Genomic DNA, 26,880 nt, shown 5'->3' with positions numbered 1-26,880 from the left:
CAGCGTTCGTCCTGAGCCAGGATCAAACTCTCCATAATAGAGAAATTCGAGTAGCTCGAGTTTCTTGCTGGCATCAATTAAGATGTCAATTTGAATCCGAAGATTCGTTTGTTCTTTTCACCGACAGAGTCGGCTCCAGAACTTTATTTGTTGACGTTTTGCTGTTCAGTTTTCAAGGTTCATTGTGTGTCGCCCCATCTGAAGCAACTCTTATATAATACCACATTCGCAATTCCGATGTCAACAACTATTTTGAAAAAGTTTTAAGCTGTTTTCAAAGCAGTTATTCACTTACCGGAAACGCAACGTTTATTACTATACCACCCTGCGTTTTTGATTGCAAGACTTATTTCGAAAAAGTTTCCTATTCGATTCAAAGTGAAAGAAAAACCGCGCAATCATTGTTCCGACCATGATTGCGCGGTGCTTGCTCTATATAATTACTCTTTATGTCTCATCTGTGGGAAGAGGAGAATATCACGAATCGATTGTGCGTTGGTCAATAGCATCACGAGACGGTCAATCCCTATTCCAAGGCCGCCTGTTGGAGGAAGTCCATATTCCAGTGCTTCAATGAAGTCTTCATCCATTTCGTGCGCCTCATCATTGCCTTGCTCCTTCTCAACCATTTGCGCTTCGAAACGGGCGCGCTGATCGATTGGATCGTTCAACTCAGTAAATGCATTTGCGTGCTCGCGCCGCACGATGAATAATTCGAAGCGGTCAGTGAAACGTTCATCTTCGGGATTTTTCTTCGCAAGCGGAGAAATTTCCACCGGATGACCGTAGATGAATGTCGGTTGAACAAGTTGCTCTTCAACTTTCTGCTCGAAGAATTCATTCAACACATGACCTACATCCATCATGCCCGCCACTTCAACGCCATGTTCCTTTGCAAGTGCATGCGCTTCTTCCTTCGTCATCTGCTTCCAAAAGTCGACGCCTGTATATTCCTTGATTGCATCCACCATATGCAGACGTTTCCAGCCCGGCGCTAGGTCGATGATATCTTCGCCGTATTTCACTTGCGTTGTACCGAGGACATCTTGTGCGATGTTAGCGACCATATTTTCCGTCAGTTCCATAATGTCTTTATAATCCGCGTAAGCTTCATATAGTTCAATCATCGTAAATTCAGGGTTATGCCTTGTTGAGATCCCTTCATTACGGAAAACACGGCCGATTTCGTACACTTTTTCGAGACCACCGACAATTAGTCGTTTCAAATGAAGCTCGATCGCTATACGCATGTATAGTGTCATGTCCAGAGCGTTATGGTGAGTAATGAACGGACGGGCAGTTGCTCCTCCCGCAATCGAATGCAGCATCGGCGTCTCAACTTCAAGGAAGCCTTGTTCATCCAAATAGCGGCGCATCGATTGGATGATGCGGCTTCTCATGATGAACGTCTCTCTGCTTTCCTCTGACATGATCAAGTCAAGATATCGTTGACGATACCGTTGTTCGATGTCCTTCAATCCGTGGAATTTATCCGGCAACGGACGAAGAGCTTTCGTTAGAAACGTGAATTCCGTCGCTTTAATGGAAAGTTCACCGACTTTCGTTTTGAAGACGTTACCTTTGATTCCGACGATATCCCCTAGATCCGCGTGGCTGAATATGTCATAAGCCTCTTCGCCGATTGCATCTTGACGGACGTAGATTTGAATCTGGCCGCCTAGGTCCTGGATATGGGCAAACCCAGCCTTCCCTTTACCGCGCTTCGTCATGATCCGCCCAGCAATTTTCACTTCATGTACTGTTTCATCCAATTCCTCTTTTGAAAGGCCCTCATAGGCTTCGCGGATTTCGTTGGATAGGTGGGTCCGCTCGTATCTTGCGCCGAACGGGTCTAAACCGCTCTCCCGCAATTCATCCATCTTCTGGCGTCTCACCAGAAGCTGATCGTTCAATTCATCCAAATGGGACATTTCCTTCACTCCTTCATAAGTTATCCCTCACGCCGGATGGCATGCTCCTATTGTACACAAACTCTTTATGTAAAAAAAGCCGCCACTAGATTGGCGGCCCGCATCGCTGTTGCATTATCCGACACTGACTGCAGACTGCTCTCTTTCCGTCATCTCTTCTGCGAACTGATTTAGCAGGCTGATCAAGCCATCAGCATTTTCCATTGCGTTGATATCATTTCGAATCTTAGCATTGCCACGAATGCCCTTCATATACCAAGCAGCATGTTTACGCATTTCCCTGACTGCAACATGTTCACCCTTCAGTGCCATCAGCCGCTCGAAATGCAGTAGACAGACATCGATCTTCTCGCGGGCATTCGGCTCATCAATCAGTTCGCCAGTTTCAAGATAACGCACCGTCCGGTAGATCATCCAAGGGTTTCCGAGGGCCGCCCGTCCGATCATGACGCCGTCAACGCCCGTTTCTTCGAGCATCCTTTTAGCATCTTGCGGAGTTTCAATGTCTCCGTTGCCGATGACGGGTATGGAGACCGCTTCTTTCATCTGACGGATGATGTCCCAATTCGCCTTTCCTTCATACATCTGCAACCGGGTACGTCCATGGACGGCGACCGCAGCGCCGCCTGCACGTTCGACAGCTTGTGCGTTTTCGACGCCAAGAATATGCGCATCGTCCCAACCGATCCTCATTTTGACGCTGACAGGCTTGTCAACTTCCTCGACGACCGCAGACACCATTTCATAGATCTTGTCCGGGTCAAGAAGCCATTTCGCTCCGGCTTCGCACTTGATGATCTTATTTACAGGGCAGCCCATATTGATATCAATGATATCCGCATTCGTATGCTTGTCGACATATCGCGCCGCCTCAACGAGAGTTTCCTTCTCACCACCGAAGATTTGCAGGGATAGCGGATTTTCACGTTCATCTATATAAAGCATGTTCATCGTTTTACTATTCTTAGAGACAATCCCCTTATCGCTGATCATTTCAGCATAGACAAGGCCCGCGCCGAATTCTTTCACAGTCAAACGGAACGCCGAGTTGCAAATGCCTGCCATAGGGGCGAGCACGACCCGGTTATCCATCGTAATACCGCCGATTTTGAACGGTCGCTCTAGTAAATCACTCACTCCTTTTCTCCTTTCTCCAATACTCGGATCGGTTTTCATTCTATCTATGGGTAGGACCGGACATCCGCCGTTTCATAGCAACTGCCCGACTCCCTTAACTTTCTTCCAAAGCAAAACGCCCTCTTCATCAGGAACTTCCACTGTAAACGGGATTCCCGTTACAGGATGTCCGATTGCAGGCGCGATTTCCAATAAAGGCACGAGAACAAATGCCCGTTCACCCATTCTCGGGTGCGGCACAATTAGATTCTCCGCTTCAATATTGTCGTTATTATACAGCAAAATGTCAAGGTCTACAGTCCGTGGGCCCCATCTGATTTCACGTACGCGACCGAGGCCGTTCTCAACCTGTTGGCATGCTGCCAATAATTCAAACGGATCCAATGAAGTCGCAATAGAGACAGCCAAGTTAAGAAAGTCCGCCTGCTCCGTATAACCGACGGGAGCAGTCTCATAGATGGAAGATACTTTCGTCACGTCAATTCCTTCGTGGGAATGAAGTGCACGGACAGCCTCCTTCAGATGATGCAGCCTGTCACCGATATTGGATCCAATAGAGAGGTATGCAATGTTCATGAGAATTGCCCTCTCGTAATTTCCACCGACACGGAAGCATAATGTCCGCGGATCGGCGGATCAGGCTTTATCAAGATGACCCGGACGCCACGGACTTGCTCGTCGAACCTCACTAAAATGAGCCGGGAAATCTCCTCTGCGACCGATTCGATTAGTTTCCTCGGCTCCCCTTCGACGACAGAACGGCACACTTCAAATACCTCTGCGTAATTGACCGTCTTCTCCAAATCATCCGTTGCACCTGCTTCCGCCAAATCAACCGCCAGCGATACATTCACCCGGAAACGCTGACCTAGCACCGTCTCTTCCTTCAATGCACCGTGATAACCGTAAAACTCCAGTTCATTCAAATGAATATAATCCATTTTTACACCCTCCAATTCCCGATCAGTCGACTCGCACTTCCGCCTTACCCGTTAACACATCCATCATCCTCACCATACGTGACATTTCTTTCACGTCATGCACCCTAACCAAGTGACATCCATGCTCAATCCCATAGCAAACCGTAGCGCCAGTCCCTTCCATCCGCTCATCAACCGGCAGATCCAGTATGTTGCCGATCATTCGTTTTCGGGATGTCGCGAGCAAGAGCGGGTACCCCATATCCGAAATATGGCGAAGCCCTTGCATCGCCAATACATTCTGACTAGTATTTTTCGCAAAGCCGATGCCCGGATCGAGCCAAATATTGCTTTCCGGCACTCCCGCCTTGCGTGCGATTGCAATACTTTCCTCCAAGTCCGCAATAACTTCATCCATAAACAGCCCTTTATAATCCGCAGTTTCCCGATTATGCATTAGGATGATCGGCGCTCCGTGAGCCGCTGCCACTTCCGCAATTCTCGGCTCGCGTTTCGCACCCCATACGTCATTGACGATCTTAGCACCCGCTTTCAATGCGGCATCAGCTACGTCCGCCTTATATGTATCGATGGATATGACACAATCCAATTCCCGTACTAACGCCTCGATTACAGGAACCGTCCTCTCCAATTCCAAATCGAGCGAGACCGGGGCGTGGCCAGGCCGGGTCGACTCGCCGCCGATATCGATGATTTTCGCTCCATCCCGAAGCATTTCTTCAGCTCGTTTCAAAGCCGCATCAATTTGCCCGTATTTGCCTCCATCCGAGAAGGAGTCCGGCGTGACATTCAAGATGCCCATGACAGCCGTCTCTTTTTTAAAGTCAAATTCGGTATTCCCTAAACGGTATATCTCTATCGCTTTTGATAATTCCATGTCTTTACCCTTCCTTCATTCGATCGATTGCCCGCACGTATAATCGATGCAGTTTTTGATAATAAACCCCTGAAGTCCCAGGCATCAACCGCTCGCCTACAGAAGAAATAGGAACAAGCTCTTGAATCGAGTTCGAAACGAACACTTCATCCGCCTGCTCGACGTCACTTTTCGTAAACAACCCGATATGTATAGCCATGCCGGCTTCCGCTCCGAGCTTCAATAAAAAACCGCGCGTAAGACCGGGCAGAATCCCTGTCTCTGTTGACGGCGTATATAATGCTCCATCTTTCACCCAAAACACATTGGATGTAACGCCTTCAGCGACATAGCCATCCGCCGTGAGGAAAATCCCTTCCAGCTCCTTCAATGAAGGAAGTTCCAATCGACCGCGCACATTGTTCAGGAAGTTATGCGACTTGTGGCGGACCTTGCTTTCAGGGAGATTCCTTTCCGTCTCAAGCCAAACAGCCTTCTTTTCCGTTCCCCGCGCCACAACCGCAAGCTCTTTGCGGAACAGGATGACGTTCGGCGACTTGTATTCGGAAGGGGTCAATCCGATATCGTGCACACCCGCCGACACATTCAGACGGAAATACCCGTCTTGTTCGCCCGAACAGACGTGCAGCCCTCGGATCGCCTCCAAAATCTCCTCGTCGGAATAAGGCATTGTAATTCGGTATTCTCGCAATGCTGCACGAAGACGTTCCATATGCTCTTTGAATAAAAATACATGCCCTTCATATGTCCTAAACGTCTCAAAAAAACCTGCTCCATATAAAAACCCATGATCTAACGGGGAAATCCGCAATTGTTCCGCCTGTTCAAATTCACCGTTCATCCAACAAAGCATGGAGGTGCTCCTCCTTTCATTCAGCCGCTTCGGCCATTTCCTTCGCCTGCCAGAGCGCCCTTGCCTTATTGAGCGACTCCTCATATTCCGCTCTAGGATCGGAGTCCGCGACAAGCCCGGCACCCGCCTGGATATGAGCGACTCCATCTTTTATATACGCAGTCCGGATGACGATGTTAAAATCCATGTCACCGTTAAAGCCGATCCAACCGACCGACCCCGTATACAAACCTCTCCGCGTCGGCTCCAACTCCTCAATGATTTCCATCGTGCGCAGCTTTGGCGAGCCGGTGATCGAACCTCCAGGGAAGACTCCTCTGATGATAGCGGCGTTCGATAGTTCAGGAGCCGCCGTACCCTTTACATTTGATACGAGATGCATAACATGCGAATACCGCTCAATGACCATGAACTCATCCGTTTCCACCGTTTCCGGAATGCAGACTTGTCCAAAGTCCTCAATCTCCTGTTCGACAAGCATAACATGCTCGCCTTTTTCCTTTTCATCCGAGAGCAAGTCCTTCTCAAACGCTTCGTCCTCGATTTCCGTCGTTCCTCTCGGCCTTGTTCCCCCGATCGGACGTGTACTCAAGTCCGTTCCGCGTTTTTTCAGCAATAATTCAGGAGAGCCGGAAACGACAGCGAACTCCTTTGCTCCGATCGACGCCATATATGGCGATGGATTGAAAGATCGCAGCGCTTCGTACATCGAAAGAGGATCAGCGGAAAGCTTCTTCGATTGACGGACTGTCAAATTGACTTGATTAACGTCCCCGTCCGCTATATAACGCTGGACATCTCTGACCATCTGCTCGAATTGAGGTCCGGTAACCGACACTTCCACATTTTCAGGTCTTGTATAATCAATTGTACGACTAGCCGGCGTGAGGACACGCTTCCCGATGCCAACTTCCGCCGCCTCCATCCATTCCCTCTCCACTTCCGATGCATCCAACCCTCGTCCGGGCAGTGTCATGAAATAGGCGGTTTCGGTTTCGAGATCGAGGACCGCCCAGCGATCAAACAAATAGAAGAAAATGTCCGGCGTTTCGAGGTCATCCACAGCAATATGAGGAATCGGTTCGTATGTACGAGCGTAATCATAGCTGACGAAACCGATGGCACCCCCTTGGAAGGCCGGCAGTTCAGGTATATTGTCCATTTGCATCGATTCGACGAACTCGGATAACAGATCAAGCGGTTCACCTTCCCGCACTTGCTTCTCCCCGTCACGCCATTCAAGCTCCAATGATTGAGACTGCTTGCTAGTCAGCGTCACGAGAGGATCGATGCCCGCGATGCATAGCTTACCTGCTCGCCCACTTTCCAGTAAAATATGATGTTCCGCTGTTTTCGCAAGTTCTTTATAGGCATAAAAAAATTGCTCCTTCGTCATTCCGGCCTTCTTATAATCAGGATGCAATCTATCCATTTCGTTTTCCCCCAGCTCCATTTAATATAGTTATCTTAACGTTTAAAGTCCCTTTTAGGCTAGTATTAGAAACAAAAAAAGAGAGCTGCAATAGCTCTCTCTTCAATAATCCTGTTCTTATTCTTCTTCAAAATGATAAAGCGGGGTGCTCAAGTAACGTTCACCGTTTGACGGAAGGATAGCAACGACGTTCTTGCCTTTCCCGAGCTTTTCTGCAACTTGGATTGCTGCGAAGATCGCCGCCCCCGAGGAGACACCGCCCAGGATTCCCTCTTCCCGTGCCGCTCTTCTAGCTGTATCGTAAGCTTCGTCATTCGTCACTTGGATAATTTCATCGTAAATGTCCGTGTCGAGCACTTTCGGAATGAAACCTGCGCCGATTCCTTGGATTTTATGCGGTCCCGGTTTACCACCTGAAAGGACTGCTGAATCAGTCGGTTCCACAGCGATGATCTTTACGTCCGGGAAACGTTCTTTCAATACGCCACCTGCCCCGGTGATGGTGCCCCCCGTGCCGATGCCCGAAATGAATGCATCGACACGATCGAGCGCATCTGCAATTTCCGGCCCTGTCGTCAGACGGTGCACTTCCGGATTCGCTTCGTTATTGAATTGCTGCGGCATGAACCAACCATTTTTCTCGGCAAGCTCTTCCGCTTTTCCGATAGCCCCTTTCATCCCTTCCGACCCCGGTGTCAGGACAAGGTCCGCTCCATAAGCGCGCAACAGGTTCCGACGCTCCAAACTCATCGTGTCCGGCATGACCAGGACCGCCTTATACCCTTTCGCTGCTGCAATCATCGCTAGACCGATACCCGTATTTCCGCTCGTCGGCTCAATGATCGTACTGCCTTCCTTCAAATCCCCGGATTGTTCCGCGGCTTCAATCATCGCAAGCGCTATCCTATCTTTGACACTCGATCCCGGATTGAAGTATTCCAGTTTCAAATAAATATCAGCGCTGTCCGGATTCGCCATGCGGTTCAACTTGACGAGCGGCGTTTTCCCAACTAGATCCGCAATCGTGTTCCCGACTTTATTCATTCCAACCCACTCCTAATCCCTACTTATTTGATATGTTTTATTGTATTAATAGTACACCCGAATTGTGACCAGTGTCAATCAATAATGCCTCCTATACTCTTTCCCTTTTTCCAATTGGATAATCTAAAAAAGGGCTAAAAAAGCTGTTCAGAACCACCCACTTAGTGCGAGGTCCGAACAGCTTTTATTTTATTTTCCGTAAAACCATTTTGCATCAAACTCTTTCCAGAACGCCTCAGGATTGACCGATTGCGGAAGTTGTTCAATGGCGAGCTCGCGTTTAATATGCTCTTTCACTTCTTCAAAGGAGAACGCCCTGCCTTCCACCACTTCATTCACTAGGATAATAGCGTATGTACCGTCCTGCAACTGGATAGCGTCACCGATCTTGCCTTCCTTCTGTTTTGACGCAGCTTTATAGATTGCTGGGTCGATCGTTTCCGTCTCAGCATTTATATAGCCGATGTCACCGCCGAGGCTTGCCGACGCAAGATCGGTCGATAACTCTTTTGCCATGGCATTGAAGCTTGATCCCTTTGCCAACTCATCCAATGCCTGCTCCGCCTCATCCTTCGTCGGAACAATGATAACAGAAGTCCGATATGCGGTTAAAATATTATAGAGGGACTCATTCTTATCATAAAAAGATTTCACGGTTTCATCGTCAATGACGACATCATTCGATAAAACCTTCTCCAGAATAAGGTGGGAACGGATTTTTTGCCTGGTTTGCTCAATATCCAGTCCCGAGTGGGATTGGCCGTCCACCGAAGTGATCAACGCTAGTTCAAGTTCGATTTCTTTGTCAGTCACTTCGATGCCGTATTTCTTCGCCGCCGTCTCCATCACTTTATTGTTAACGAGATCAAGTAGCACTTCCCGCCCGACTTCCTTTTCCATGGCAGTCATCCATTGCCCCCTCGTAATCGCCTCGCCCGCGACCGAAGCAACCTCTTCATCGGGCTGCTTCGATTTATCAGGTATGAGCCATCCGATGAACCATAGGACGTTACAGGCAAGAAGGATGCCAATCAGGAAAAGAAGCGGTTTCGTTTTCAATTTCCTTCTTGGAGGGACCGTCTCCTGGACGTTACGACCTTGACCGTATTTCATCGATAAATCCTTCAAGCTCTTCTTTTGTGAATAGATACTTCTCTAAACAGAAATGGCATTGAGCTTCCGCCTGGCCATCCTCATCAATCATTTCACGGATTTCCTGCTCTCCAAGACCAATAATCGCGTTGCCGAAACGTTCTTTGGAGCAATTGCATCGGAATGCAACGTCCATGCGATCGAGGATTTCAACATTGTCTTTCCCTAACACTTCCCCGAGTACTTCTTCAGGCGTCAATCCACGGTCAATCATCCTTGAAATGGGTTCAACGTTTGCAAGCTTTTTCTCAAGCGCGCTGATCGTCTCTTCCGTCGCACCCGGCATCACTTGGATAATGAATCCTCCTGCAGCCTTTACAGTATTATCCGGATTAACAAGGACACCTAATGCAACCGCTGAAGGCACCTGCTCTGATACGACGAAATATTGAGTGAAGTCTTCCGCAATTTCACCGGAAACAATAGGAACTTGTCCCGTGAAAAAGTCGCGTAAACCTAGGTCTTTAACAACCGTCAACATCCCTTCCGCGCCCACAGCGCGTCGAACGTCAAGTTTCCCTTGTTCGTTCAATTCAAAATGGGTGTGCGGATGTGTGATGTAACCTTTTACATCTCCGTTGGCATCAGCATCGACGACAATCGGTCCGGCGGGGCCATTCCCTTCGATTTTCACCGTCAGTTTGTCATCGCCTTTCAGCATAGCCCCCATCATGAGCGCCGCTGTCATCGTCCGGCCTAAAGCAGCTGTAGCTGTCGGCCATACATGATGCTTTTTCTGTCCCTCCGCCACTGCATTTGTCGAATTCACCGCATAGGCACGAATGGTCCCTTCATAAGCCAATGCTTTTATCAAATAATCCGTCATTCATAACTGCTCCCTTCAAACATTTCTCTCGTAAATCAAGTGAAGCCCCTTCAATGTAAGGAAATTGTCTACGATGTCAATCACTTTCGTTTCACTGGCAATCAGTTCGGCAAGCCCACCCGTAGCAATGACGGTCGGTTCCACCTTACTGTGCGCTTTCATCCTTCCGACGATACCTTCAACAAGTCCTACATAACCATAAACAATTCCTGCTTGCATCGCGGCTACGGTGTTCTTGCCGATAATATGGTCTGGCCGCGTTAATTCCACACGGGGCAATTTAGATGCCCGATCGAATAATGCTTCCATGGAAATGCCGATACCAGGCGCAATCGAGCCGCCCATATACTCGCCCTTTTCGTTCACATAACAAAATGTCGTCGCAGTCCCGAAATCGACAATAATGAGCGGAGAGCCATAATCATGGATGGCCGCAACCGCATTGACGATACGGTCTGCACCCACTTCACGGGGATTTTCGTATTTTATATTCAACCCTGTTTTAACGCCAGGACCGACGATGAGCGGACGTAAGTTAAAATACTTCCTGCACATCTGTTCAAGCGGGAACATGACCGGCGGAACGACTGAGGAAATGATGATGCCATTGATATCCTCAAAACTAAGGCCTGCATGGGTAAATAGCGCTTTCACGGACATGGCATATTCGTCTTCCGTTCTTTGCCTGTACGTTTCCATGCGCCAATGGTGCTTCAATTCCCCTTTATCATAAACGCCAAGAACGATATTCGTATTTCCTGTATCCAATACTAGAATCATTTTCTTTTCCTCGCTAACATTCGTCATTTTCCAGAGTATCATACCACAAACCAAAAGCGGAGGGCGACGGTTAGCTTCGATAGGCGGTGGAGGGTTTGAAAAAAAGGCGCTCCTTGCCTTTTCTTTCAAAATCGAAGCGACCCGAGGAGCTGTCGCCCGGAGTCTAGACGTCAAGAAATAAAAACAGCCGACTGCCTTAAAAAGCAGTCGACTGGAATGTTACCTTTTAAGTTGGAGCGTTTCGTTAATCTCTTCTATGTTCATCGATCGGAGGAAGTGGCTGATCTCCACCATTCTCCTTCGGCAGATCTCCGATGGAAGGGTCTGCGGGCGCGCCTATCGAATCAGGGTGGACCGAGTCCTTTTCAGCTTCTGCATCTTCCTTTTTCGGTTGTGAGCCATTTCCATTTTGTTCATATGGACGCTCAGGCAAAGTGCCATGATCTTTCAAGTGATTGATCTGCTCTGCATCCAACGTTTCCACTTCGAGTAGCGTTGTTGCTATCAAGTCGAGCAAATTGCGGTGCTCGGTCAAAATAGTAGTTGTGCGCTCATACTGTTCCTTAATGATGCGCTGCATTTCCTGGTCGATTTCATATGCGATCGATTCGGAATAGTTCTGTTCGGAATTAAAGTCTCTTCCAAGGAAGACATTGCCGCCTTGCGCCTGGCCGAATTGCATCGGTCCGAGCTTTTTGCTCATACCGTATTCCGTCACCATTGAGCGCGCAATACCCGTAGCGCGTTGGAAGTCGTTATGGGCACCCGTGGATACTTCGCCAAGAACGATTTCTTCCGCTACACGTCCCCCGAGGAGGCCCGCAATTTTGTCGAGAAGTTCAGGCTTCGTCATGAAGTAACGGTCCTCTTTCGGCAGCATGACAGCATATCCGCCGGCCTGGCCGCGAGGGACAATCGTCACCTTATGGACGATTTCAGCGTCATCCAACATAAGTCCGACAACGACGTGACCCGCTTCGTGGAATGCGACGATGTTTCTTTCCTTTTCAGAAATGACCCGGCTCGTTTTAGCTGGTCCTGCAATGACACGGTCCGTTGCTTCATCGATATCCGACATATCAATTTTCGCCTTGCCCCGTCTAGCCGCGACTAACGCAGCTTCATTCAATAAGTTTTCCAAGTCGGCACCTGAGAATCCAGGCGTCCGTTGCGCAATAGCTGTCAAATTGACTGACTCGTCAAGCGGCTTGTTACGCGCATGCACTTTCAAGACCGCTTCACGGCCTCTTACATCCGGACGGCCAACAGTGATCTGACGGTCAAAACGTCCTGGACGCAGAAGTGCAGGGTCGAGGATATCGGGACGGTTCGTCGCGGCAACGATGATGATTCCTTCGTTTCCGTCGAATCCATCCATTTCAACTAATAGCTGGTTCAACGTCTGTTCACGCTCGTCATGCCCGCCACCGAGACCTGCGCCCCGTTGACGTCCGACTGCATCGATTTCATCGATAAAGATAATACACGGTGCATTCTTTTTCGCATTTTCGAATAAGTCACGGACACGGGATGCCCCGACCCCGACAAACATCTCAACGAAATCCGAACCGGAGATCGAGAAGAAAGGTACGCCGGCTTCACCCGCAACAGCGCGCGCTAATAGCGTTTTACCTGTACCAGGAGGTCCGACCAAAAGAATCCCTTTTGGAATACGCGCTCCAAGTTCAACAAACTTACGTGAGTCTTTCAAGAAATCCACAACTTCTTCAAGCTCGGCTTTCTCTTCATCCGCACCCGCAACGTCTGTGAATCTGACTTTTTTGCGATCATCGGAATGGAGCTTCGCCTTGCTTTTCCCGAAATTCATGACTCGGCCGCCACCGCCGCCTTGTGCTTGATTCAATAGGAAGAAGAATAGGATGATGATGATAATGAATGGAACTAATCCTGTGAAGAAGGCTACCCATGCACTTGTTTCAGGTGCTTGTAGAATTTGGATCTCAGGGTTATTCGTTGTCCCGACTGTACGTATCTCACGTATTTCATCCATGACGGCGGAATCATCCACCAGGACATTTGTCGTAAACTTCTCTCCCTCTTCATAGCCCTTCATAGTACCTTCAACGGTCAGAACACCACGGACGGGTTGAAACGACATCGTTTCAATTTCGCCTTTTTCTAGTTCTGTGAGAAATTGATCATACCGAATCTCTTTCGTTTTCGGATTCGGATTATTTAGTGAACTGAAAATCCCCATAATTGCAAGGAAGATCAATCCGTATAATAGAAAGTATCGAAGTATACGATTCATCCCAAGCCTCCTCATTTCTTTCAACAGAAAACTATTGTAAATCTTATCATATAACGGATTCAACCTACAAAGGAAATGCCTTTTTTAGGCACAGATAATGAAATTGTCTTGCTTACGGCTCCACACTCTTAGATTCTAGCATGCCAACTTCGTGCCCACTATGGAAAAAGCTTTCCACCGCCCCTTGTAAAGGTTTGTTGAAAAGCTTTCAGAAAGAGTAGATTTCCTTTTTCAATACACCGATATAAGGCAAGTTCCTATATTTTTCTGCGTAATCAAGTCCATAACCGACAACAAATGCGTCCGGTACAAGGAATCCGACATAGTCTGCTTTCAAGTCCACTTTTCGGCCTGTCGGTTTGTCAAGCAACGTTACGATTTTTATGGATTTCGCTTTCCGGTATTTGAAGAGTTCGACCAAATAATTCAATGTTTTACCGCTGTCGATAATGTCTTCGATGATCAACACGTCGCGACCCTCTACACTTGCATTCAAGTCTTTGACGATTTTCACTTCTCCTGATGATACTGTTGCATTTCCGTAACTCGATACATCCATGAAATCCAATTCAATATACGCATCGATCCGTTTGATCAAGTCGCTCATGAACGGCAATGCTCCTTTAAGGACGCCGATTGCAAGCGGGAATTTATCATGGTAATCCGCTGTCAGCACGGCACCAAGTTCCGCAACTTTCTCCTGGATCTGTTCTTCTGTGATGAGTATTTCTTCAATATCTTTTTGCAACATCAAGTTCCCTCTCTTTTCCGTTAAGATTTTCACGTTTTTTCATTTTAAATATGTACTTTTCCTGTTCTGTTTTCCGTTCCCTGAACTGGATGCCATATCGTACGCCAGGAATGGCGCATATTTCCTCGTTCGCAGTTGTGATAACCGGTATCTTGCGTCTTTGTTCGGCACCGATCTTTTCGTCAATGAACAATCTGGACAAGCGCTTCGGTCGGGCCATGCCCGGAAGCAATAGACGGTCACCGTCTTTTCTGCCCCTCACGTAAAGCGGCAAATCGGCATCGGGTAAATCGAAATACATCAATTCCAATGCGTCCTCTTCATGTTCATCCGCATCGTCCCAATATAACAGTATATCCCCCCAGCACGTCCATTGGCCTTTTTCCAGCTCGCGAAGGGAAGTATCCGGTATTGGCATATTCTCCACAATCGAAACAATGCCATATTCCCTCACGAAGCGGTATCCTTTCGGAAGGTCGATCGTGACATTTCCTGCACTTGCGGACAGATGGTGATGCAACTGATTCAAAAGTGCTGTGTTGTATTCAACAGGTTTGATTTCCCCGAAGTATAGATAATTCAATAGTAGTGGAATGAAGCGCTTTTGTAAAGCAGTGTGCATGCTTCTGAAAAGATCTACTGAGAAGGTAGGAAGTCCGTCTTCTTTGAACGTTACGACGGACGCGAAATGCTCCTTTGCAAGGCTGTCTAAGAGCATCTCATCCTCCTGCAGCCCCATCGTCATTTTAACGACATTCAATGCCGCGGAGGGGTTTTCTGACATGATTACCGGTGCGACATGGCGGCGGAGCCGATTCCGCAAATAAGCGTCACTTTCATTGCTCGGGTCCGCCCTGAATTGTGCACCGCGCTCTATCACATAGGCATGCAGCTCTTCCTTCATTGCAGGAAGAAACGGCCTGCTGACAACCCCGCCATCGATTTTCCGGCTCATCGGGATGCCGATTGGGGAGCTCCCCTTTGACAATTGCATGAGCACCGTCTCCAATTGGTCTTCTGCGTGATGCGCCGTCGCCAGTACATCATATTGTTCCGCCTGCATCACTTCACTGAAAAAGGCGTATCGTCCAGTACGGCAAACGTCCTGCATATTTCCACCTTCTTCGTTCAGGATGGAGGGTACAGGGACATTTCCGCCGAAGAAAGGAATTCCAAGCTTTTCACATAACCCCTTCACAAGTTTGCCGTCATCCGCTGACTCCCGCCCACGAAGCATATGATCGACATGGGCAGCAGCTACTTCAATCCGCATTTCTTCGCGGATTCCTGCCATAAAGAGCAAAAGTGCGACTGAATCCACCCCGCCCGAGCATGCGACTAGAACCCGGTGACCCGATGACAGTAATCTCTGTTTATGAATGAATTCAAGGATTTTTCTTTCGAATGCCTGCATTTTTCGCCCTCCACATTATTGTCTTTTCACCTACCCCTTATTCTACCCCATAACTTTTTCCCGGGAAATAAATCGATTTGTGGGCTTTATTGTCGTCCACTTTGGTAAAACGTGTTCAACCTTCATTACCAACACAGTCCGGTCGTCCGCCACAATTCCGAACTTCCTTTCCATTTCGTACATGATACGGTCAGCCATAGGCTCACAAGACAGATGCTCATACTTTTCCAATATTCCATAGATCGCATCTTCCTGTTTTTCAATTGTAACGGATCCGTTGAATACGCCATCCGTTAGCATGACGATAATATCCCCTGACTTCAATTCTTCATTTGTCGCTTCCACCGAAAATGATGGCAGGAACCCGACAGGAACCGATTTGCTATCAAGCCGGAGGAAATCTTGGCCCCGTTTAATATACGTGCTCATTGAACCCGCCTTCCAAGACCAAAGCCGTCCATCCTGCAGGTCAACCAAAGCTAAATCCAGCGTCGCGTACATATCATCAAGCCCATTCAACGACATCATATAATGTAATGTATGCATCGCCGTTTCCGGATCCATCTTCCGGTCCAAACACTCCCGCATGAGACGAATCACTTTCCGGCTTTCCCGATAAGCATTTATATCATGCCCCATGCCATCCGAAAGTAGAACAGCGGTGAGTCCATCATGAATTGGAAACACTTCATAGGCGTCTCCTGCATGGAATGTCCCTCCCCCAGCCGTCGCTACAATTCCATATTCTAATGAAAAACGGACAGACGAGGAAAACATCAGTTGGATATGAGGAAACGGGTCTTGCAGAGCGACAGTTTTCTCCACTTTAAACGGCTCGCGGTAGACTTCCTCCAACAGCGGTAATATGAGACGTTCTGCCACCGTCATATCCGTCTCGAAATCCGAACGTCTTTCAGGGGTTGAAATTACGATCCGGTAAGCTCCCTTCTCTTCTGATAAAATATCGATCTGATAATATTCGATTCCTTGCGACTGTAAATGCTTCCCCAATTCCTCCTCCGCAAGATGGTTAACCGACATCTCCCCTTTTATATCATTCATGATTTTCTCCAAATGAGTGCTCATATCTCTCAATTGTAAGGCAAGCATTTTCCGCCCATGCTGAAGCTGCCCCATCAAAAGATGATTGGAAGCCGACTCCTCCAACTCGGAAATCAATCCTGAAGAACGGATACACTTATATTTGATCCTCTCTTCCACACGATGGCGCGCCGCTTTCTTGGTCGCCGAATACGTCCCTTCCCACTCATAAAGGAGACGCGCCATTCCTTCTTCATTTCCCTCCCAGCATTTTGAATATCTGAAACAGGACTGGCATATCGATGGGATGTTCTGCGCAGCATTCACGTCATCTGAAGCGAACCGATCATTGACGAGAGTAGACATAAATTCAGCAAACTGTTGAAAATCCGATAATTGCTCATCCAGACGGTCGGTCAACCATTGCTGCCGCTTCACCGAAATATCCTGTTGACCTGTCGGCGTAATCATCCGCCCAATCGGTTCAACTTTCTTTGTCGGGACAAAGAAGAACAGAAGCGTCGCCAAGCCGATCGTCATGAAGTGGGATGTATCTAGCGGCAATGTAAAGTCATATAGAAGGAAGAAGACGGATACAGCAAAGCCGCCTGTCGCAATACCTAATTTCCCGAGACGTTTGAAAGCGCCTGCAAAAAACCCCGTCATGCCATATACGGCCATCATCCCGGTAAACGACAATTCCGCAACTCCTGCAATCGCCGCGATCATCATCGCAATCGTCGTGGAGAACGGCAGACCTCCAGCAAGTGCTGCCAGCAAAATGGTCAAATGAAGCAGCAATCCTGAAATTGAAATCGGACCGACCATGAGATTGCCCATCCCGGTTGTCGCCATGATGCCGACAATGCAAACAGCCCCGAGACGTTCCGGCGACCACTGGCCATAAAAGATACGCTCACGATGAGGAAATGCAACAAACAGGAAAAATGTCATGAACAGCGCCAATACCGCTTCGAAACCGATCGACAATTGCACATCAACAGGCGTATGCCCGCTATGCATGACAAACTGCCATAAAACTTGAACAACTATGATCGTACCTGCAACTGTCAATGGAATGGACTTCCTCATAAGAGGATGCTTGCTCACCACATTAAATAACAGCAATTGCAGTAAATGGATCACTGCTTGTCCCAGCCCCAGAATTGCCCCTCCCGCAATTCCGCCGATGAATACATAAACGAGATGATTCCTGAATCGCATTTGCGCCAAAGCCCAAATCGGCAAGAAAAAAGGGACAGCCGCGTTGAACAGAACAGCTTGCGACAAGAAAAATGTGCTTAGTAAAAAGAACGCCGCCATTAATACATACATCTTCCGCTTGCCCATCGTGCTCACCACGTGACGAATCTGTTGGCCTACCGGTCTTTCAAGATTGCCTATCATCTTCATCTCAACATTCCCCCTATGTCTACTTGTCCCTGAGTATACATAGGTCAAGCCAAAGAATTTGTCTGTTCCTGACAAGGGGCTCCATAAATCTTTCGACGAGTTCCGTAGCAATTTTCTGTTTTCCAACGAAAGGTTGACAGACTCCGTCGACCGTTGTATTATGGTTATTGTCGTTCAGAATTAATTGGACAACATGGCGGCGTAGCTCAGCTGGCTAGAGCGTTCGGTTCATACCCGAAAGGTCGTGGGTTCGACCCCCTCCGCCGCTATAATCGAAAAGCGTAGGCGGCCTGATCAGATGCGACAGGCATAAGAATAACCCGGCGTAGTGGCGCTTTTTGCCACCTAGCCGGGTTTTCTTATGACCCCGAGCATCTGCCCGCCGAAGCTGGACAACAAGAAATGCGTAGAGCGTCGTTTAGCCTCGGCAGGTGCTGGAAGCCTTGAGGTTAAAGGCGCTCTTTGCCTTTAACAGCAAGGCTGAAGCATCCCGAGAGGCTGACGCTCGGAGCTAGACAATAACGAAAGAAAGGCGTCCAGTCTTAAGACTGGACGCCTATTTCATGTCAAAACACGCATAAATCTCTGGAATCACGCATAAAACAAATAACTCACGCATAACTTTCTCCAGAAACGCATAAACTCCTGCAAACACTCATAAACTCCCGCAAACGCGCATAAACTCTCACAATCACGCATAACTCATTAACGAGCTTATCTTCTTATCGAATCGACTCGATTTGTTTCTTATGATGCGAATCATGACTGGCAAAATCCGTGAAATATTCCTCCAATGTCAGAACATGCTCCCCGATGTTGAATGGCTTCGTCCATTCCGTCTCATCCGCACCTTCAAGCCAATCAATAATTTGTTGCCGATACTGTGTTGCGAGCTCAATCACTTCGTCAAATGAATATTCTTTTGCAAGTTTCGCAGCCTGCTCATTGAATGGCCCCCACTCTACATCCTCCAGTATCTCTGATTCTCCCAAACGCCGAAGCCGATGCTCCAAAGTGAACCGATCCCATTCTGCCATATGCATAAGAATCTCCTTTGGCGACCATTTTCCCTCTTGATAAGGTGCATCCGCCTGTTGCTCAGTCAGTGAGCTCAATGAATCCATCCATTCCAAGTACTTCTTGAGATTGTTCATGATTTCATCCATTCCAATTCAGCCCCCCTTTTCATTATTCAATATTCGGCAGCTGCAGAATGAAATCCTTGTGAAAAAAATATTTATGAGCGTTTGGAAGCTTTTATGCGTGAATAAATTCATTTATGCGCGCTTTAGTAGATTTATGCACATTTGGATGAACTTATGCGTCTTTCACCGCGGTTATGCGTCTCTGGGCAGATTTATGCGTAATTCCAGCAGCTTATACTTGTTTGTCAGTAACTGCACAAAAAAAACGACCTACATCTTAACTAGATGTAGATCGCTCATAAGAGATTCATTTCCACTAATTGAAACAGCCAGCAAGTTACCCTCTTCTTGCGCCACGGCCACCGCGTTTAGATTCTGTTGCTCTTTTCAAAGTTGAAAGGCGTTCTTCACTGTCTTTCATGAATTTCGCCATCTTTTGCTCAAAATTCTCTGGACGCTCAGTATGGCTAGGACGGCCACCGCTGTGACGAGGACGTTGAGGGCGTTGAGGACGTTCAGCTTCCGGTTTCGCTTTCCTGATCGATAACCCGATTTTTCCGTCAGTGCCGACATTCATCACTTTCACTTCAACCATATCGCCTACTTTTAGGTGGTCATTGATATCCTTCACATAATTGTCCGCTACTTCACTAATATGGACCAGACCAGTTGAACCGTTCGGCAGTTCGACGAACGCACCGAAGTTTGTGATCCCTGTAACTTTCCCCTGTAACTTGCTGCCTACTTCAATTGACATAAAAAAAATGCTCCTCCTTAAGATTTAAACGGCCCTTTTCAGATGCCTTTTTACCATATGGCGAGTCCTGCAAGTGCAAGATCCTTACTTTCATTATAGCCAACAAAAAAAGAGTGTCAATAAGACTACTCTTTTCCGTCATCTTTTTCTTCTTTTTTCTTCTTGTTTTCAGGAACAGAGAAGATGATTTCATTTTCGTCAGATAAGAAATATTCTTTCCGTGCAAGCTTGGCAATATAATCATCATCATCCAATTTCACAAGCTGTTTTTTAAGAAGTTCTTGTTCTTCCTTCACTTCTTCCAACTTTGCAAGCGTCTCCACTTTTTGCTGTTCTTTTTCCTGCAGCGTCTGCTGTTGCTGAATATACATATTCGTCAATCCGCCGAACACTACGAATGCAATCACTGCATAGATGAACAGTTTCTTCTGTAGCCGCTTTTTCTGCTTGTTTCTCCATACTTCCTTTTTACGCAACGAGCGGACATATTCAGTTTCAATCGATGCAACGGTCGTGGATGGTTTCCTTTTCCTTTGCTCCATGTCCTGCACTCCCTCTCATTACAGTACGAAATTCGATAAGTCTAGTAATTATACATCATTCCGTAGTTGATTTAAAGAGAGAGTTATAGACTTTGTTATATAGATAGATGAAAGGAGAAAGTAGAAACCTCACAATTTTGACGAGCAACCTGAATATCTGCGTAATGATCTTCACCAGGAGCCTAATGATGAACACAACCGGCTTAATGATTACCATATTCAAGACTCTCCCGAAAAACCTGAAAGGCCGGTGGAATAGTGATGCATATAACAACATGCCGCAAATTTGGGCAACCGGGTCATACATCCTCCATGCCCCGTCCCGGACGATGAAAAGAACGTAGAACGATGCACACCCGATCAAAATCCAGCCGATCACTTCCAAAGGGACCGCATATTTCCGGATGATCGACGTCTTGCCGGTCGCATCCACGCCCGTTCCGATCAAATCCATGAAAACCCCGGCCCCGATGCCTGTCCCAATCATTGCAAGAAGACTAAGAAACTGGACAGAGAGACTCATCCAAACAATTTATGGAGGAAACCGCGTGAACTTGCATCTTCTTCGTCATATTGCATCGTGCTGATTGTGCCTTCCAATGTAAGAAGCCCTTTGTCTACATCCAAATGGACGATACGCAGCTCCTCCCCGCGAATTACTAATACTCCCTGAGATGTCCGTACGATGAACTCCTCCTGGTCGAACCGATCGATTGTTTTAACAGATGTAAGATCCATTCTTTTTCGATTTCTCATCGTGATGACATGATCCCCTGATGGAATTGCGTATGTTGGATTGTCGGTCTGGATTTGCATACTATTCCTCCTTTGCTTGTACGTTCACTGCCATCCTATGCGGCCAAACAAAAAAACATGACAGGAAAAGTTCCTGTCATGCCCTCAATCTTCATCGTCAATAAATTCAGGTTCCACCTTGTCCAGCTTCTCTTCTTTCAAGATTGTAAACATCGACGCGGCATCTTCCTTCTTCGTTGATTCCTTCAACATATCGACACTTACTGTAACAATCTTTTGTCCAAAGCGGATAGCCAGCTCGTCGCCAGGTTTCACGACGGACGATGCTTTCGACACCTTGCCATTGATTGTAATACGGCCTTGGTCGGCCACTTGCTTCGCCAATGTCCGTCTTTTGATTAAGCGTGACACCTTTAAAAACTTATCTAATCTCATTTCTTTTCCCTTCCTTTCGCCTGCTGCCAAAACTCTTCTAATTCGTCGAGAGTATAGGCAGAGAATTCCCCTCTACCACTCTTTACGCTTTGCTCGACGAACGAAAAGCGTCGTTTGAATTTCTCATTCGCATGCGCCATCGCTTCCTCGGGTGACAATTTCAAGAACCTCGACAAGTTGACGAGTGTGAATAGGACATCCCCGAGCTCATCTGTCTGGCTCTGCTTCGTTCCATTCGCCACTTCGTCCTTGAATTCCTGCCACTCTTCCTCGAATTTATCGAAAGCGCCTGTTATATCCGGCCAATCGAATCCAACCTTCGCCGCTTCTTTTTGGTAGTTAAATGAAGTGAGCAGCGACGAACTGTGGCGTGCCTGTCCATCCAAGAGCGATTCAGCTTGCGGCTTCTCGGTTTTCTTGATTTCCTGCCAATTTTTCAAAACCTCATCCGAGTTCTCCACGTCCCGGTCGCCGAACACATGCGGATGGCGGCGGATCATTTTATCGCCAACTGACTGCAGGACGTCTTCCATCGCAAAATAGCCATCATCCTCGCCAATTTGCGCATGCAGGAACACTTGCAGCAACACGTCGCCCAGTTCCTCGATGATGCCTTCATCGTCTTCTTGATCGATTGCTTCGAGCAGTTCATGCGCTTCCTCAATCAAATACCGCTTCAACGATTCATGCGTCTGCTCGCGGTCCCACGGGCAGCCGTCCGGAGCACGCAATGCGGCTATAATTTCTCGGAACGTCGACCATTCCTTTAAACGATCCTCCCGCTCCCGAACAGGAGGTACATAGACTGTCGTCAAATTATCGATTTCCGTCTCTCTATCCAACTCGAACAACGGCACAGTCCGAAGATTTTCCATTGAAGAACCCGCCGCCGTCACAATCGTCACCGGATGGTCATAGGCATACTTCTCCATTAGCGAAAGCTTCACTTCAGAAGCGATGAATGCATCATACACTTGGCCGATCAATACATGCTGCGTCATCGTGACGTCATCGCGCTTCATGTCCGTTCCATCAAGCAGTTGGAACCCCTCAATTGGGTCAATCCGGAGCGCTGCAAAGATCGGATCGAGGAAGCTATTCCCCCCTGCGATTTCAAGCTGCACTATGCCAGCACGTTCTTTTTCAATCAATAATTGCACTGTGCGCTCAGCAACGAGTGGATGTCCTGGCACGACATAAGTTACTGACTTTTCGTTTGCCATCAACACTATTTTCTCAACAATCTCTTCATACACTTGCCCAAACTCATCGTTTTTTATATAAATCGCGTCGAAGCTCTCTATTTCCATGCCTTCCGCCCGCAATTCCTCAATGGCCGGATGCTGGTCCGTCCTCGCAATAACGAACTCAGCCTCCTTCAACTTTCGATATGTACCTAAAGACAACTGGTCGAGATCTCCCGCACCAAGTCCAATAATCGTAATTGTATTCATCTTATTCACCTTCTATTTTTAGTGAGAATCAATTGTATACGGGCCAATCTTTTTCCGAACGGCAGCAAATACCATTCCTTTTCCGCCATTATACGTGATTTCATGATAACGACTAGGAAAACGCCCGCCCCTAGCGCGACTGCTGTCAATGCTGTCAACGTAGCACTGATTCGCGATGACAGATTGTCGAATAAAACCTGATCCGCTGCAAGCATCCAAGGGAAAATGACCGCTGCCATCGCAAGTGTAGCAAGGAGCAGCCAACCGTAAAAACGGCTAGGTGCCAGTTTCATCGGCCACACGGTTTTGAAATAAAGAAGAAGCCCAAACGCAATCGCCGCAAAACCGATATTCCCTGCAAGCGCTGCACCTGTTACATCATAGAGCGGCACTAACAATTGATTCGCGATTATTTTCACGGCAAGCCCGCCAAGAAGGAACAGCGTCGGTATTTTGACTTTGCCGGCACCTTGTAAAATTGCGGTCAACGGCAAGATGAGCGACAGCCAAAAGATCTGAAACGCAAATATGATCAGCGCAGCGGAGCCGTCCCTTGTCTCAAACAGCATTTCATTCACATATGGCAAGACGAATGCAAGCCCGACCGCCGCCGCCCATCCGAATAAAACAGCTGTCCGGAATGTGAGCTGTATAAACGGTTCCGCACCCCGTCCTTCCTTTTTAGCTGCATGATGCGCAATAAGCGGGACGATTGCGAGCGCCAATGTGGAAGCGATCAAAATCCCCATCTGGACGAGAGGCTGCCCACGGTCATAAATACCTTTCATTTCCATCGCTGCATCCGCGACAAAGCCTTTCGCAAGCAAACTATTGTAGATCATAAACGAATCCGCCATTTGAAACAGCAGCAAGATAAGCGAGCTTGCGCTGACGCTCAAACTGACAAACGTCAATTCTTTAACGACACGCCACGTATCCACTTGTGTATGCGGCCCTTTATATGCATCTCTGTAAAACAGGACAAGAATGACAACACCTAACGCCTGGCCCATAACAGCGCCCCACATGGCCACTTCGCCAGCCGTGTAAAGGGATGCTCCCGCGCGGACAGCCACCCATGTCCCAATAAGGATGATTGCGACCCGCAACACTTGCTCACCGACATTCGAAACGGCAACAGGCGTCATCTGCCCTTCCGATTGGAATGAACCTTTCAACACTGCAAGCATCGGCATGACGAGCACGATATAAGCACCTGCACGAAGAAGTGAGACCAGTTCAGGATCTCCCATCGCCTGTGCGAAAAACGGAGCGAACGTCGTGAGAATGATGAAAAATGATATAGACAGTCCGGCTAAATAGAGAAAGGCAACCCGCTTGATCGCCTTCGCTTCTCCGTCGCTTGCGCTGCCCGCGAGCAACTTCGAGACTGCCACCGCAAAGCCGTACGATGTCCACACGATGAAAATTCCGATGAACGGATACACTTGCTGGTAAATGAAAAATCCTTTATCCCCGACAAGGTTTTGGAACGGAATCCGGTATACCGCCGCCAGCAGCTTGACGATGATGGCCGAAATCGTCAAAATCGATGCACCTTTCATGAATGTTTTCATATTCCAATCCGCTTTGGACATAACTGCGCCTCTTTCGATGTTTTCTTTGTTTCCAGTATAGCATTTCCGGCAAAATCTGTTCCGGTGAATTGATAGAGTAAGCTCGCGATGGCAAAAGATCCTCTTTATTCTTAAAAGGCCCATTCTTTTGCGGCCAAGGTCCATTTATTCCAAGATGGGGTCCACTCCCTCAACACGAGTTCTCGTTCTGGCGCAAAAAGTTCTCATTTATGCTGAATGAGTTCTCGTTAAGGACGAGAAGTTCTCGTTTAACCTTGAATTGTTCTCATTCTTCAGCGAAGAGTTCTCGTTTACTCCGAATAAGTTCTCGTTCCCTTGCAAATAGCTCTCATTCCAAAAACAGCCACACCCTCCGTTGCAGATGAGCGTGTGGCTGTGTCATTTCATTTTCCTCAATAAATACAACAAATACGGCGTTCCAATGAGTGCAACGATAAGTCCACTCGGGATGTCTTTTGGCGCGATGGCAATCCGTCCGACAAAATCCGCAGTCACTAAGAGCAGTCCGCCCAACAAGCCTGAGACGACAAGTAGCGGCAAATGGCGGAAACCTACTAATCTACGGGCGATGTGAGGCGAAACCAACCCGACGAAGCCGATTGTTCCGACAATCGCGACTCCTGCTGTACTGATTGCGACTCCGACAATCAGCGCCCAGACGCGCGTCGATTTGACGGATAAGCCGAGACCAGATGCCACGTCATCCCCGAACGTCAACACATCTAAGCTCCGCGTCAAATAGACGGCAGGACCGATGAGCAGAACGAGCAACCATAACGACAGCTGCACATCTTCCCAGCCTTTTCCGTACGTGCTGCCAGATAGCCAGACGAGCGCTGAAGCGACCGCCAATTTCGCCTTTACGACGAACACTTGTGTTGCGGCAGAGCCGAATGCCGATATCGCGATCCCCATCAACGCAACGAGCATCGGCTGGAAATTGTTTTTCCAAGCCGTCACCATAATGATGCCAAGAGCAACGGCGGCTCCTACTACCGCTCCAAGCGGCATATATTGAACAGGGATTGCAGGGATTGCGACCAATAGCAGCATCGCCCCGGCACCACCCATCGAGGTAACGCCCAACACACTTGCATCCGCCAACGGATTCCGTAAGACGCCTTGCAATAAAACACCGGCAAGCGCAAGCATCACGCCGATGATGAATGCCGTAAGCACACGCGGCACCCGGAAATTCCAGACGACCGGTTTCATCCAATCGAGCGACCATGCCATTCCGTTATAGGATAATGCCAATGCAAAGACAGCGACAATTAAAATCGTAACGATCGAAATGACGACCGGCAGTTTGACCGGCTTCAACGTGCCGCCCATTTGGCGATCGCCTTTCGTATGTGACTTCGCCGTCTTCCAAGCCAAATAAAGCAGCCAAGGTCCGCCAGCCAATGCCGTCATTGCACCGACAGGCACTTCCTGTCCCGGCTGGATCAACCGGCCGAGCACGTCCGCCCCGATCATCATTACACTTCCCCATAAGAACGATTGCAGGAAGACATGCAAATGGCCGCGGACACCAAGCATCCGGACGATATGCGGAGCCATCAAACCGATGAACCCGATCGGACCGACAACACTGACCGTCGTCGCCGCAAGCAAAATCGCTGCAGCCCACGCAATTAATTTAACGATACGAACGTTTTGACCAAGCGAAGACGCAACATCTTCACCTAACGATAGAATATCCATCGGTTTCGCAATGCCTAACGCGGCGATGAACAGAATAATGATCATCGGACCCGCAAACGCAACGCCGCTCCAATTCAGCTGCACAAGCGTACCCGATCCCCATAAAAAGAGGCCGTTTGTCTGATTCTCAAACAACAGCTGCAACGAGCCTGTCATGGATGCAAACAGCAAAGAGATGATCATCCCCGTCAAGGCGACGCGTACAGGCTCCATCTGCTTCCCTGCCAGAGTGACGACGAGTACGGACGAAAGCACGGCACCTGCAAGCGCAACTAAAAAAGGGAAATCTCCAAGGACAGACGGAAAGAAGATCATCGAAACAACGACAAAGAAATACGCACCTGCATTGATGCCAAGTGTACTTGCGGACGCCAACGGGTTGTTCGTCAACGTCTGTAATATCGCACCCGCCACAGCGAGCGCCCCGCCTGCTAAAATACCGATTGCCAGACGCGGTAGCCGGAGGGAAAGCACGATATCTTGAATGCGCCCCTCCACCCAAACCTCCTTCAAAAGTTGGGAAACTGTGTAATCAGCTTGACCTTGCGTCAGATGGATGAAAGATAAAACGAACAACAGGAAAAGACCGATGATCATAACGAACAACGATTTTTTCCCTGAA

Annotated in this window: 24 protein-coding genes and 1 tRNA gene; 1 reads left to right on the top strand and 24 read right to left on the bottom strand. The window is 48.1% G+C overall.

Annotation, left to right across the window (positions count from 1 at the left end):
- Positions 1 to 440 precede the first annotated feature (440 nt).
- The 15 genes from lysS to M3152_RS17455 all read right to left on the bottom strand — a co-directional run bounded on the left by lysS (position 441) and on the right by M3152_RS17455 (position 17,864).
- Entirely contained in the window at positions 441 to 1,931 is a 1,491-nt protein-coding gene (lysS, locus tag M3152_RS17525; protein ID WP_251697121.1) for a lysine--tRNA ligase, read from the bottom strand.
- Between the two features lie 114 nt (positions 1,932 to 2,045).
- Positions 2,046 to 3,023 carry a tRNA dihydrouridine synthase DusB gene (dusB, locus tag M3152_RS17520; protein ID WP_251697127.1) on the bottom strand — a complete coding sequence of 326 codons (978 nt, stop codon included), beginning with the start codon at positions 3,021 to 3,023 and terminating at the stop codon, positions 2,046 to 2,048.
- A 117-nt stretch (positions 3,024 to 3,140) separates the two neighbouring features.
- Entirely contained in the window at positions 3,141 to 3,644 is a 504-nt protein-coding gene (folK, locus tag M3152_RS17515) for a 2-amino-4-hydroxy-6-hydroxymethyldihydropteridine diphosphokinase (protein ID WP_251697120.1), read from the bottom strand.
- On the bottom strand, positions 3,641 to 4,009 hold the full coding sequence (gene folB / locus M3152_RS17510; RefSeq protein ID WP_251697119.1) for a dihydroneopterin aldolase: 369 nt from the start codon (positions 4,007 to 4,009) through the stop codon (positions 3,641 to 3,643). The genes folK and folB overlap by 4 nt, the downstream gene beginning before the upstream one ends.
- 22 nt (positions 4,010 to 4,031) lie before the next feature.
- Positions 4,032 to 4,886, bottom strand: a complete 855-nt coding sequence (gene folP, locus M3152_RS17505) for a dihydropteroate synthase (RefSeq protein WP_251697118.1) — start codon at positions 4,884 to 4,886, stop codon at positions 4,032 to 4,034.
- Between the two features lie 4 nt (positions 4,887 to 4,890).
- Complete coding sequence (pabC, locus tag M3152_RS17500; protein ID WP_251697117.1) at positions 4,891 to 5,739, bottom strand: aminodeoxychorismate lyase; 849 nt, start codon at positions 5,737 to 5,739, stop codon at positions 4,891 to 4,893.
- A 16-nt stretch (positions 5,740 to 5,755) separates the two neighbouring features.
- The gene (locus M3152_RS17495) at positions 5,756 to 7,171 is read right to left on the bottom strand and encodes an anthranilate synthase component I family protein (RefSeq protein WP_251697116.1); all 1,416 of its coding nucleotides are present in this window, start codon (positions 7,169 to 7,171) and stop codon (positions 5,756 to 5,758) included.
- Between the two features lie 117 nt (positions 7,172 to 7,288).
- Positions 7,289 to 8,215 carry a cysteine synthase A gene (cysK, locus tag M3152_RS17490; protein ID WP_251697115.1) on the bottom strand — a complete coding sequence of 309 codons (927 nt, stop codon included), beginning with the start codon at positions 8,213 to 8,215 and terminating at the stop codon, positions 7,289 to 7,291.
- A 189-nt stretch (positions 8,216 to 8,404) separates the two neighbouring features.
- Complete coding sequence (locus M3152_RS17485; RefSeq protein ID WP_251697113.1) at positions 8,405 to 9,328, bottom strand: peptidyl-prolyl cis-trans isomerase; 924 nt, start codon at positions 9,326 to 9,328, stop codon at positions 8,405 to 8,407.
- Entirely contained in the window at positions 9,306 to 10,193 is an 888-nt protein-coding gene (gene hslO / locus M3152_RS17480; protein WP_251697111.1) for an Hsp33 family molecular chaperone HslO, read from the bottom strand. The genes M3152_RS17485 and hslO overlap by 23 nt, the downstream gene beginning before the upstream one ends.
- A gap of 15 nt (positions 10,194 to 10,208) precedes the next feature.
- The gene (locus tag M3152_RS17475; RefSeq protein ID WP_251697109.1) at positions 10,209 to 10,973 is read right to left on the bottom strand and encodes a type III pantothenate kinase; all 765 of its coding nucleotides are present in this window, start codon (positions 10,971 to 10,973) and stop codon (positions 10,209 to 10,211) included.
- A gap of 244 nt (positions 10,974 to 11,217) precedes the next feature.
- On the bottom strand, positions 11,218 to 13,245 hold the full coding sequence (gene ftsH, locus M3152_RS17470; RefSeq protein ID WP_251697107.1) for an ATP-dependent zinc metalloprotease FtsH: 2,028 nt from the start codon (positions 13,243 to 13,245) through the stop codon (positions 11,218 to 11,220).
- Between the two features lie 208 nt (positions 13,246 to 13,453).
- Positions 13,454 to 13,996, bottom strand: coding sequence for a hypoxanthine phosphoribosyltransferase (gene hpt / locus M3152_RS17465; protein WP_251697105.1), 543 nt, complete (start codon positions 13,994 to 13,996; stop codon positions 13,454 to 13,456).
- Positions 13,977 to 15,410: a tRNA lysidine(34) synthetase TilS gene (gene tilS, locus M3152_RS17460; protein ID WP_251697104.1), complete on the bottom strand. Its 1,434-nt coding sequence runs from the start codon at positions 15,408 to 15,410 to the stop codon at positions 13,977 to 13,979. The genes hpt and tilS overlap by 20 nt, the downstream gene beginning before the upstream one ends.
- 42 nt (positions 15,411 to 15,452) lie before the next feature.
- Positions 15,453 to 17,864 carry a SpoIIE family protein phosphatase gene (locus M3152_RS17455; RefSeq protein ID WP_251697102.1) on the bottom strand — a complete coding sequence of 804 codons (2,412 nt, stop codon included), beginning with the start codon at positions 17,862 to 17,864 and terminating at the stop codon, positions 15,453 to 15,455.
- A gap of 195 nt (positions 17,865 to 18,059) precedes the next feature.
- Between M3152_RS17455 and M3152_RS17450 the strand changes: the two genes are divergently transcribed.
- Positions 18,060 to 18,133: transfer RNA gene (locus M3152_RS17450), tRNA-Met, on the top strand.
- A gap of 453 nt (positions 18,134 to 18,586) precedes the next feature.
- On the opposite strand, the gene M3152_RS17445 is transcribed toward M3152_RS17450, so the two are convergent.
- The 9 genes from M3152_RS17445 to M3152_RS17405 form a co-directional block, all read right to left on the bottom strand.
- Positions 18,587 to 19,030 carry a DinB family protein gene (locus tag M3152_RS17445; RefSeq protein ID WP_251697100.1) on the bottom strand — a complete coding sequence of 148 codons (444 nt, stop codon included), beginning with the start codon at positions 19,028 to 19,030 and terminating at the stop codon, positions 18,587 to 18,589.
- Positions 19,031 to 19,346: 316 nt separating this feature from the next.
- Entirely contained in the window at positions 19,347 to 19,766 is a 420-nt protein-coding gene (locus M3152_RS17440; protein WP_251697098.1) for a S1 domain-containing RNA-binding protein, read from the bottom strand.
- Positions 19,767 to 19,891: 125 nt separating this feature from the next.
- Positions 19,892 to 20,308, bottom strand: coding sequence for an FtsB family cell division protein (locus tag M3152_RS17435; protein WP_251697096.1), 417 nt, complete (start codon positions 20,306 to 20,308; stop codon positions 19,892 to 19,894).
- 55 nt (positions 20,309 to 20,363) lie between these two features.
- A complete protein-coding gene (gene yabQ / locus M3152_RS17430) occupies positions 20,364 to 20,831 on the bottom strand; it encodes a spore cortex biosynthesis protein YabQ (RefSeq protein ID WP_353056627.1) in 468 nt (155 codons plus the stop codon).
- Complete coding sequence (gene yabP, locus M3152_RS17425) at positions 20,828 to 21,124, bottom strand: sporulation protein YabP (RefSeq protein ID WP_251629840.1); 297 nt, start codon at positions 21,122 to 21,124, stop codon at positions 20,828 to 20,830. The genes yabQ and yabP overlap by 4 nt, the downstream gene beginning before the upstream one ends.
- An 84-nt stretch (positions 21,125 to 21,208) precedes the next feature.
- Positions 21,209 to 21,499 carry an RNA-binding S4 domain-containing protein gene (locus tag M3152_RS17420; protein ID WP_251697093.1) on the bottom strand — a complete coding sequence of 97 codons (291 nt, stop codon included), beginning with the start codon at positions 21,497 to 21,499 and terminating at the stop codon, positions 21,209 to 21,211.
- Positions 21,496 to 22,953, bottom strand: coding sequence for a nucleoside triphosphate pyrophosphohydrolase (gene mazG, locus M3152_RS17415; RefSeq protein WP_251697091.1), 1,458 nt, complete (start codon positions 22,951 to 22,953; stop codon positions 21,496 to 21,498). Before mazG ends, M3152_RS17420 begins: the two co-directional genes overlap by 4 nt.
- Before the next feature lie 5 nt (positions 22,954 to 22,958).
- A complete protein-coding gene (locus M3152_RS17410; RefSeq protein WP_251697089.1) occupies positions 22,959 to 24,551 on the bottom strand; it encodes a putative polysaccharide biosynthesis protein in 1,593 nt (530 codons plus the stop codon).
- 378 nt (positions 24,552 to 24,929) lie between these two features.
- Positions 24,930 to 26,855 carry an iron ABC transporter permease gene (locus tag M3152_RS17405; protein ID WP_251697125.1) on the bottom strand — a complete coding sequence of 642 codons (1,926 nt, stop codon included), beginning with the start codon at positions 26,853 to 26,855 and terminating at the stop codon, positions 24,930 to 24,932.
- Positions 26,856 to 26,880 lie beyond the last annotated feature (25 nt).

It is taken from the genome of Sporosarcina luteola, assembly GCF_023715245.1.
Taxonomy (GTDB): domain Bacteria; phylum Bacillota; class Bacilli; order Bacillales_A; family Planococcaceae; genus Sporosarcina; species Sporosarcina luteola_C.
The sequence above is the reverse complement of the archived record's forward strand: the minus strand, read 5'-3'. Positions and strand labels throughout refer to the sequence as shown.

Excerpts from the sequence above, each read along its gene's own strand:
- lysS (WP_251697121.1), bottom strand. The coding sequence starts at position 1,931 with ATGTCCCATTTGGATGAATTGAACGATCAGCTTCTGGTGAGACGCCAG.
- dusB (WP_251697127.1), bottom strand. The coding sequence starts at position 3,023 with ATGGATAACCGGGTCGTGCTCGCCCCTATGGCAGGCATTTGCAACTCG.
- folK (WP_251697120.1), bottom strand. The coding sequence starts at position 3,644 with ATGAACATTGCATACCTCTCTATTGGATCCAATATCGGTGACAGGCTG.
- folB (WP_251697119.1), bottom strand. The coding sequence starts at position 4,009 with ATGGATTATATTCATTTGAATGAACTGGAGTTTTACGGTTATCACGGT.
- folP (WP_251697118.1), bottom strand. The coding sequence starts at position 4,886 with ATGGAATTATCAAAAGCGATAGAGATATACCGTTTAGGGAATACCGAA.
- pabC (WP_251697117.1), bottom strand. The coding sequence starts at position 5,739 with ATGCTTTGTTGGATGAACGGTGAATTTGAACAGGCGGAACAATTGCGG.
- M3152_RS17495 (WP_251697116.1), bottom strand. The coding sequence starts at position 7,171 with ATGGATAGATTGCATCCTGATTATAAGAAGGCCGGAATGACGAAGGAG.
- cysK (WP_251697115.1), bottom strand. The coding sequence starts at position 8,215 with ATGAATAAAGTCGGGAACACGATTGCGGATCTAGTTGGGAAAACGCCG.
- M3152_RS17485 (WP_251697113.1), bottom strand. The coding sequence starts at position 9,328 with ATGAAATACGGTCAAGGTCGTAACGTCCAGGAGACGGTCCCTCCAAGA.
- hslO (WP_251697111.1), bottom strand. The coding sequence starts at position 10,193 with ATGACGGATTATTTGATAAAAGCATTGGCTTATGAAGGGACCATTCGT.
- M3152_RS17475 (WP_251697109.1), bottom strand. The coding sequence starts at position 10,973 with ATGATTCTAGTATTGGATACAGGAAATACGAATATCGTTCTTGGCGTT.
- ftsH (WP_251697107.1), bottom strand. The coding sequence starts at position 13,245 with ATGAATCGTATACTTCGATACTTTCTATTATACGGATTGATCTTCCTT.
- hpt (WP_251697105.1), bottom strand. The coding sequence starts at position 13,996 with ATGTTGCAAAAAGATATTGAAGAAATACTCATCACAGAAGAACAGATC.
- tilS (WP_251697104.1), bottom strand. The coding sequence starts at position 15,410 with ATGCAGGCATTCGAAAGAAAAATCCTTGAATTCATTCATAAACAGAGA.
- M3152_RS17455 (WP_251697102.1), bottom strand. The coding sequence starts at position 17,864 with ATGAAGATGATAGGCAATCTTGAAAGACCGGTAGGCCAACAGATTCGT.
- M3152_RS17445 (WP_251697100.1), bottom strand. The coding sequence starts at position 19,030 with ATGGATGAAATCATGAACAATCTCAAGAAGTACTTGGAATGGATGGAT.
- M3152_RS17440 (WP_251697098.1), bottom strand. The coding sequence starts at position 19,766 with ATGTCAATTGAAGTAGGCAGCAAGTTACAGGGGAAAGTTACAGGGATC.
- M3152_RS17435 (WP_251697096.1), bottom strand. The coding sequence starts at position 20,308 with ATGGAGCAAAGGAAAAGGAAACCATCCACGACCGTTGCATCGATTGAA.
- yabQ (WP_353056627.1), bottom strand. The coding sequence starts at position 20,831 with ATGAGTCTCTCTGTCCAGTTTCTTAGTCTTCTTGCAATGATTGGGACA.
- yabP (WP_251629840.1), bottom strand. The coding sequence starts at position 21,124 with ATGCAAATCCAGACCGACAATCCAACATACGCAATTCCATCAGGGGAT.
- M3152_RS17420 (WP_251697093.1), bottom strand. The coding sequence starts at position 21,499 with ATGAGATTAGATAAGTTTTTAAAGGTGTCACGCTTAATCAAAAGACGG.
- mazG (WP_251697091.1), bottom strand. The coding sequence starts at position 22,953 with ATGAATACAATTACGATTATTGGACTTGGTGCGGGAGATCTCGACCAG.
- M3152_RS17410 (WP_251697089.1), bottom strand. The coding sequence starts at position 24,551 with ATGTCCAAAGCGGATTGGAATATGAAAACATTCATGAAAGGTGCATCG.
- M3152_RS17405 (WP_251697125.1), bottom strand. The coding sequence starts at position 26,855 with ATGATCATCGGTCTTTTCCTGTTGTTCGTTTTATCTTTCATCCATCTG.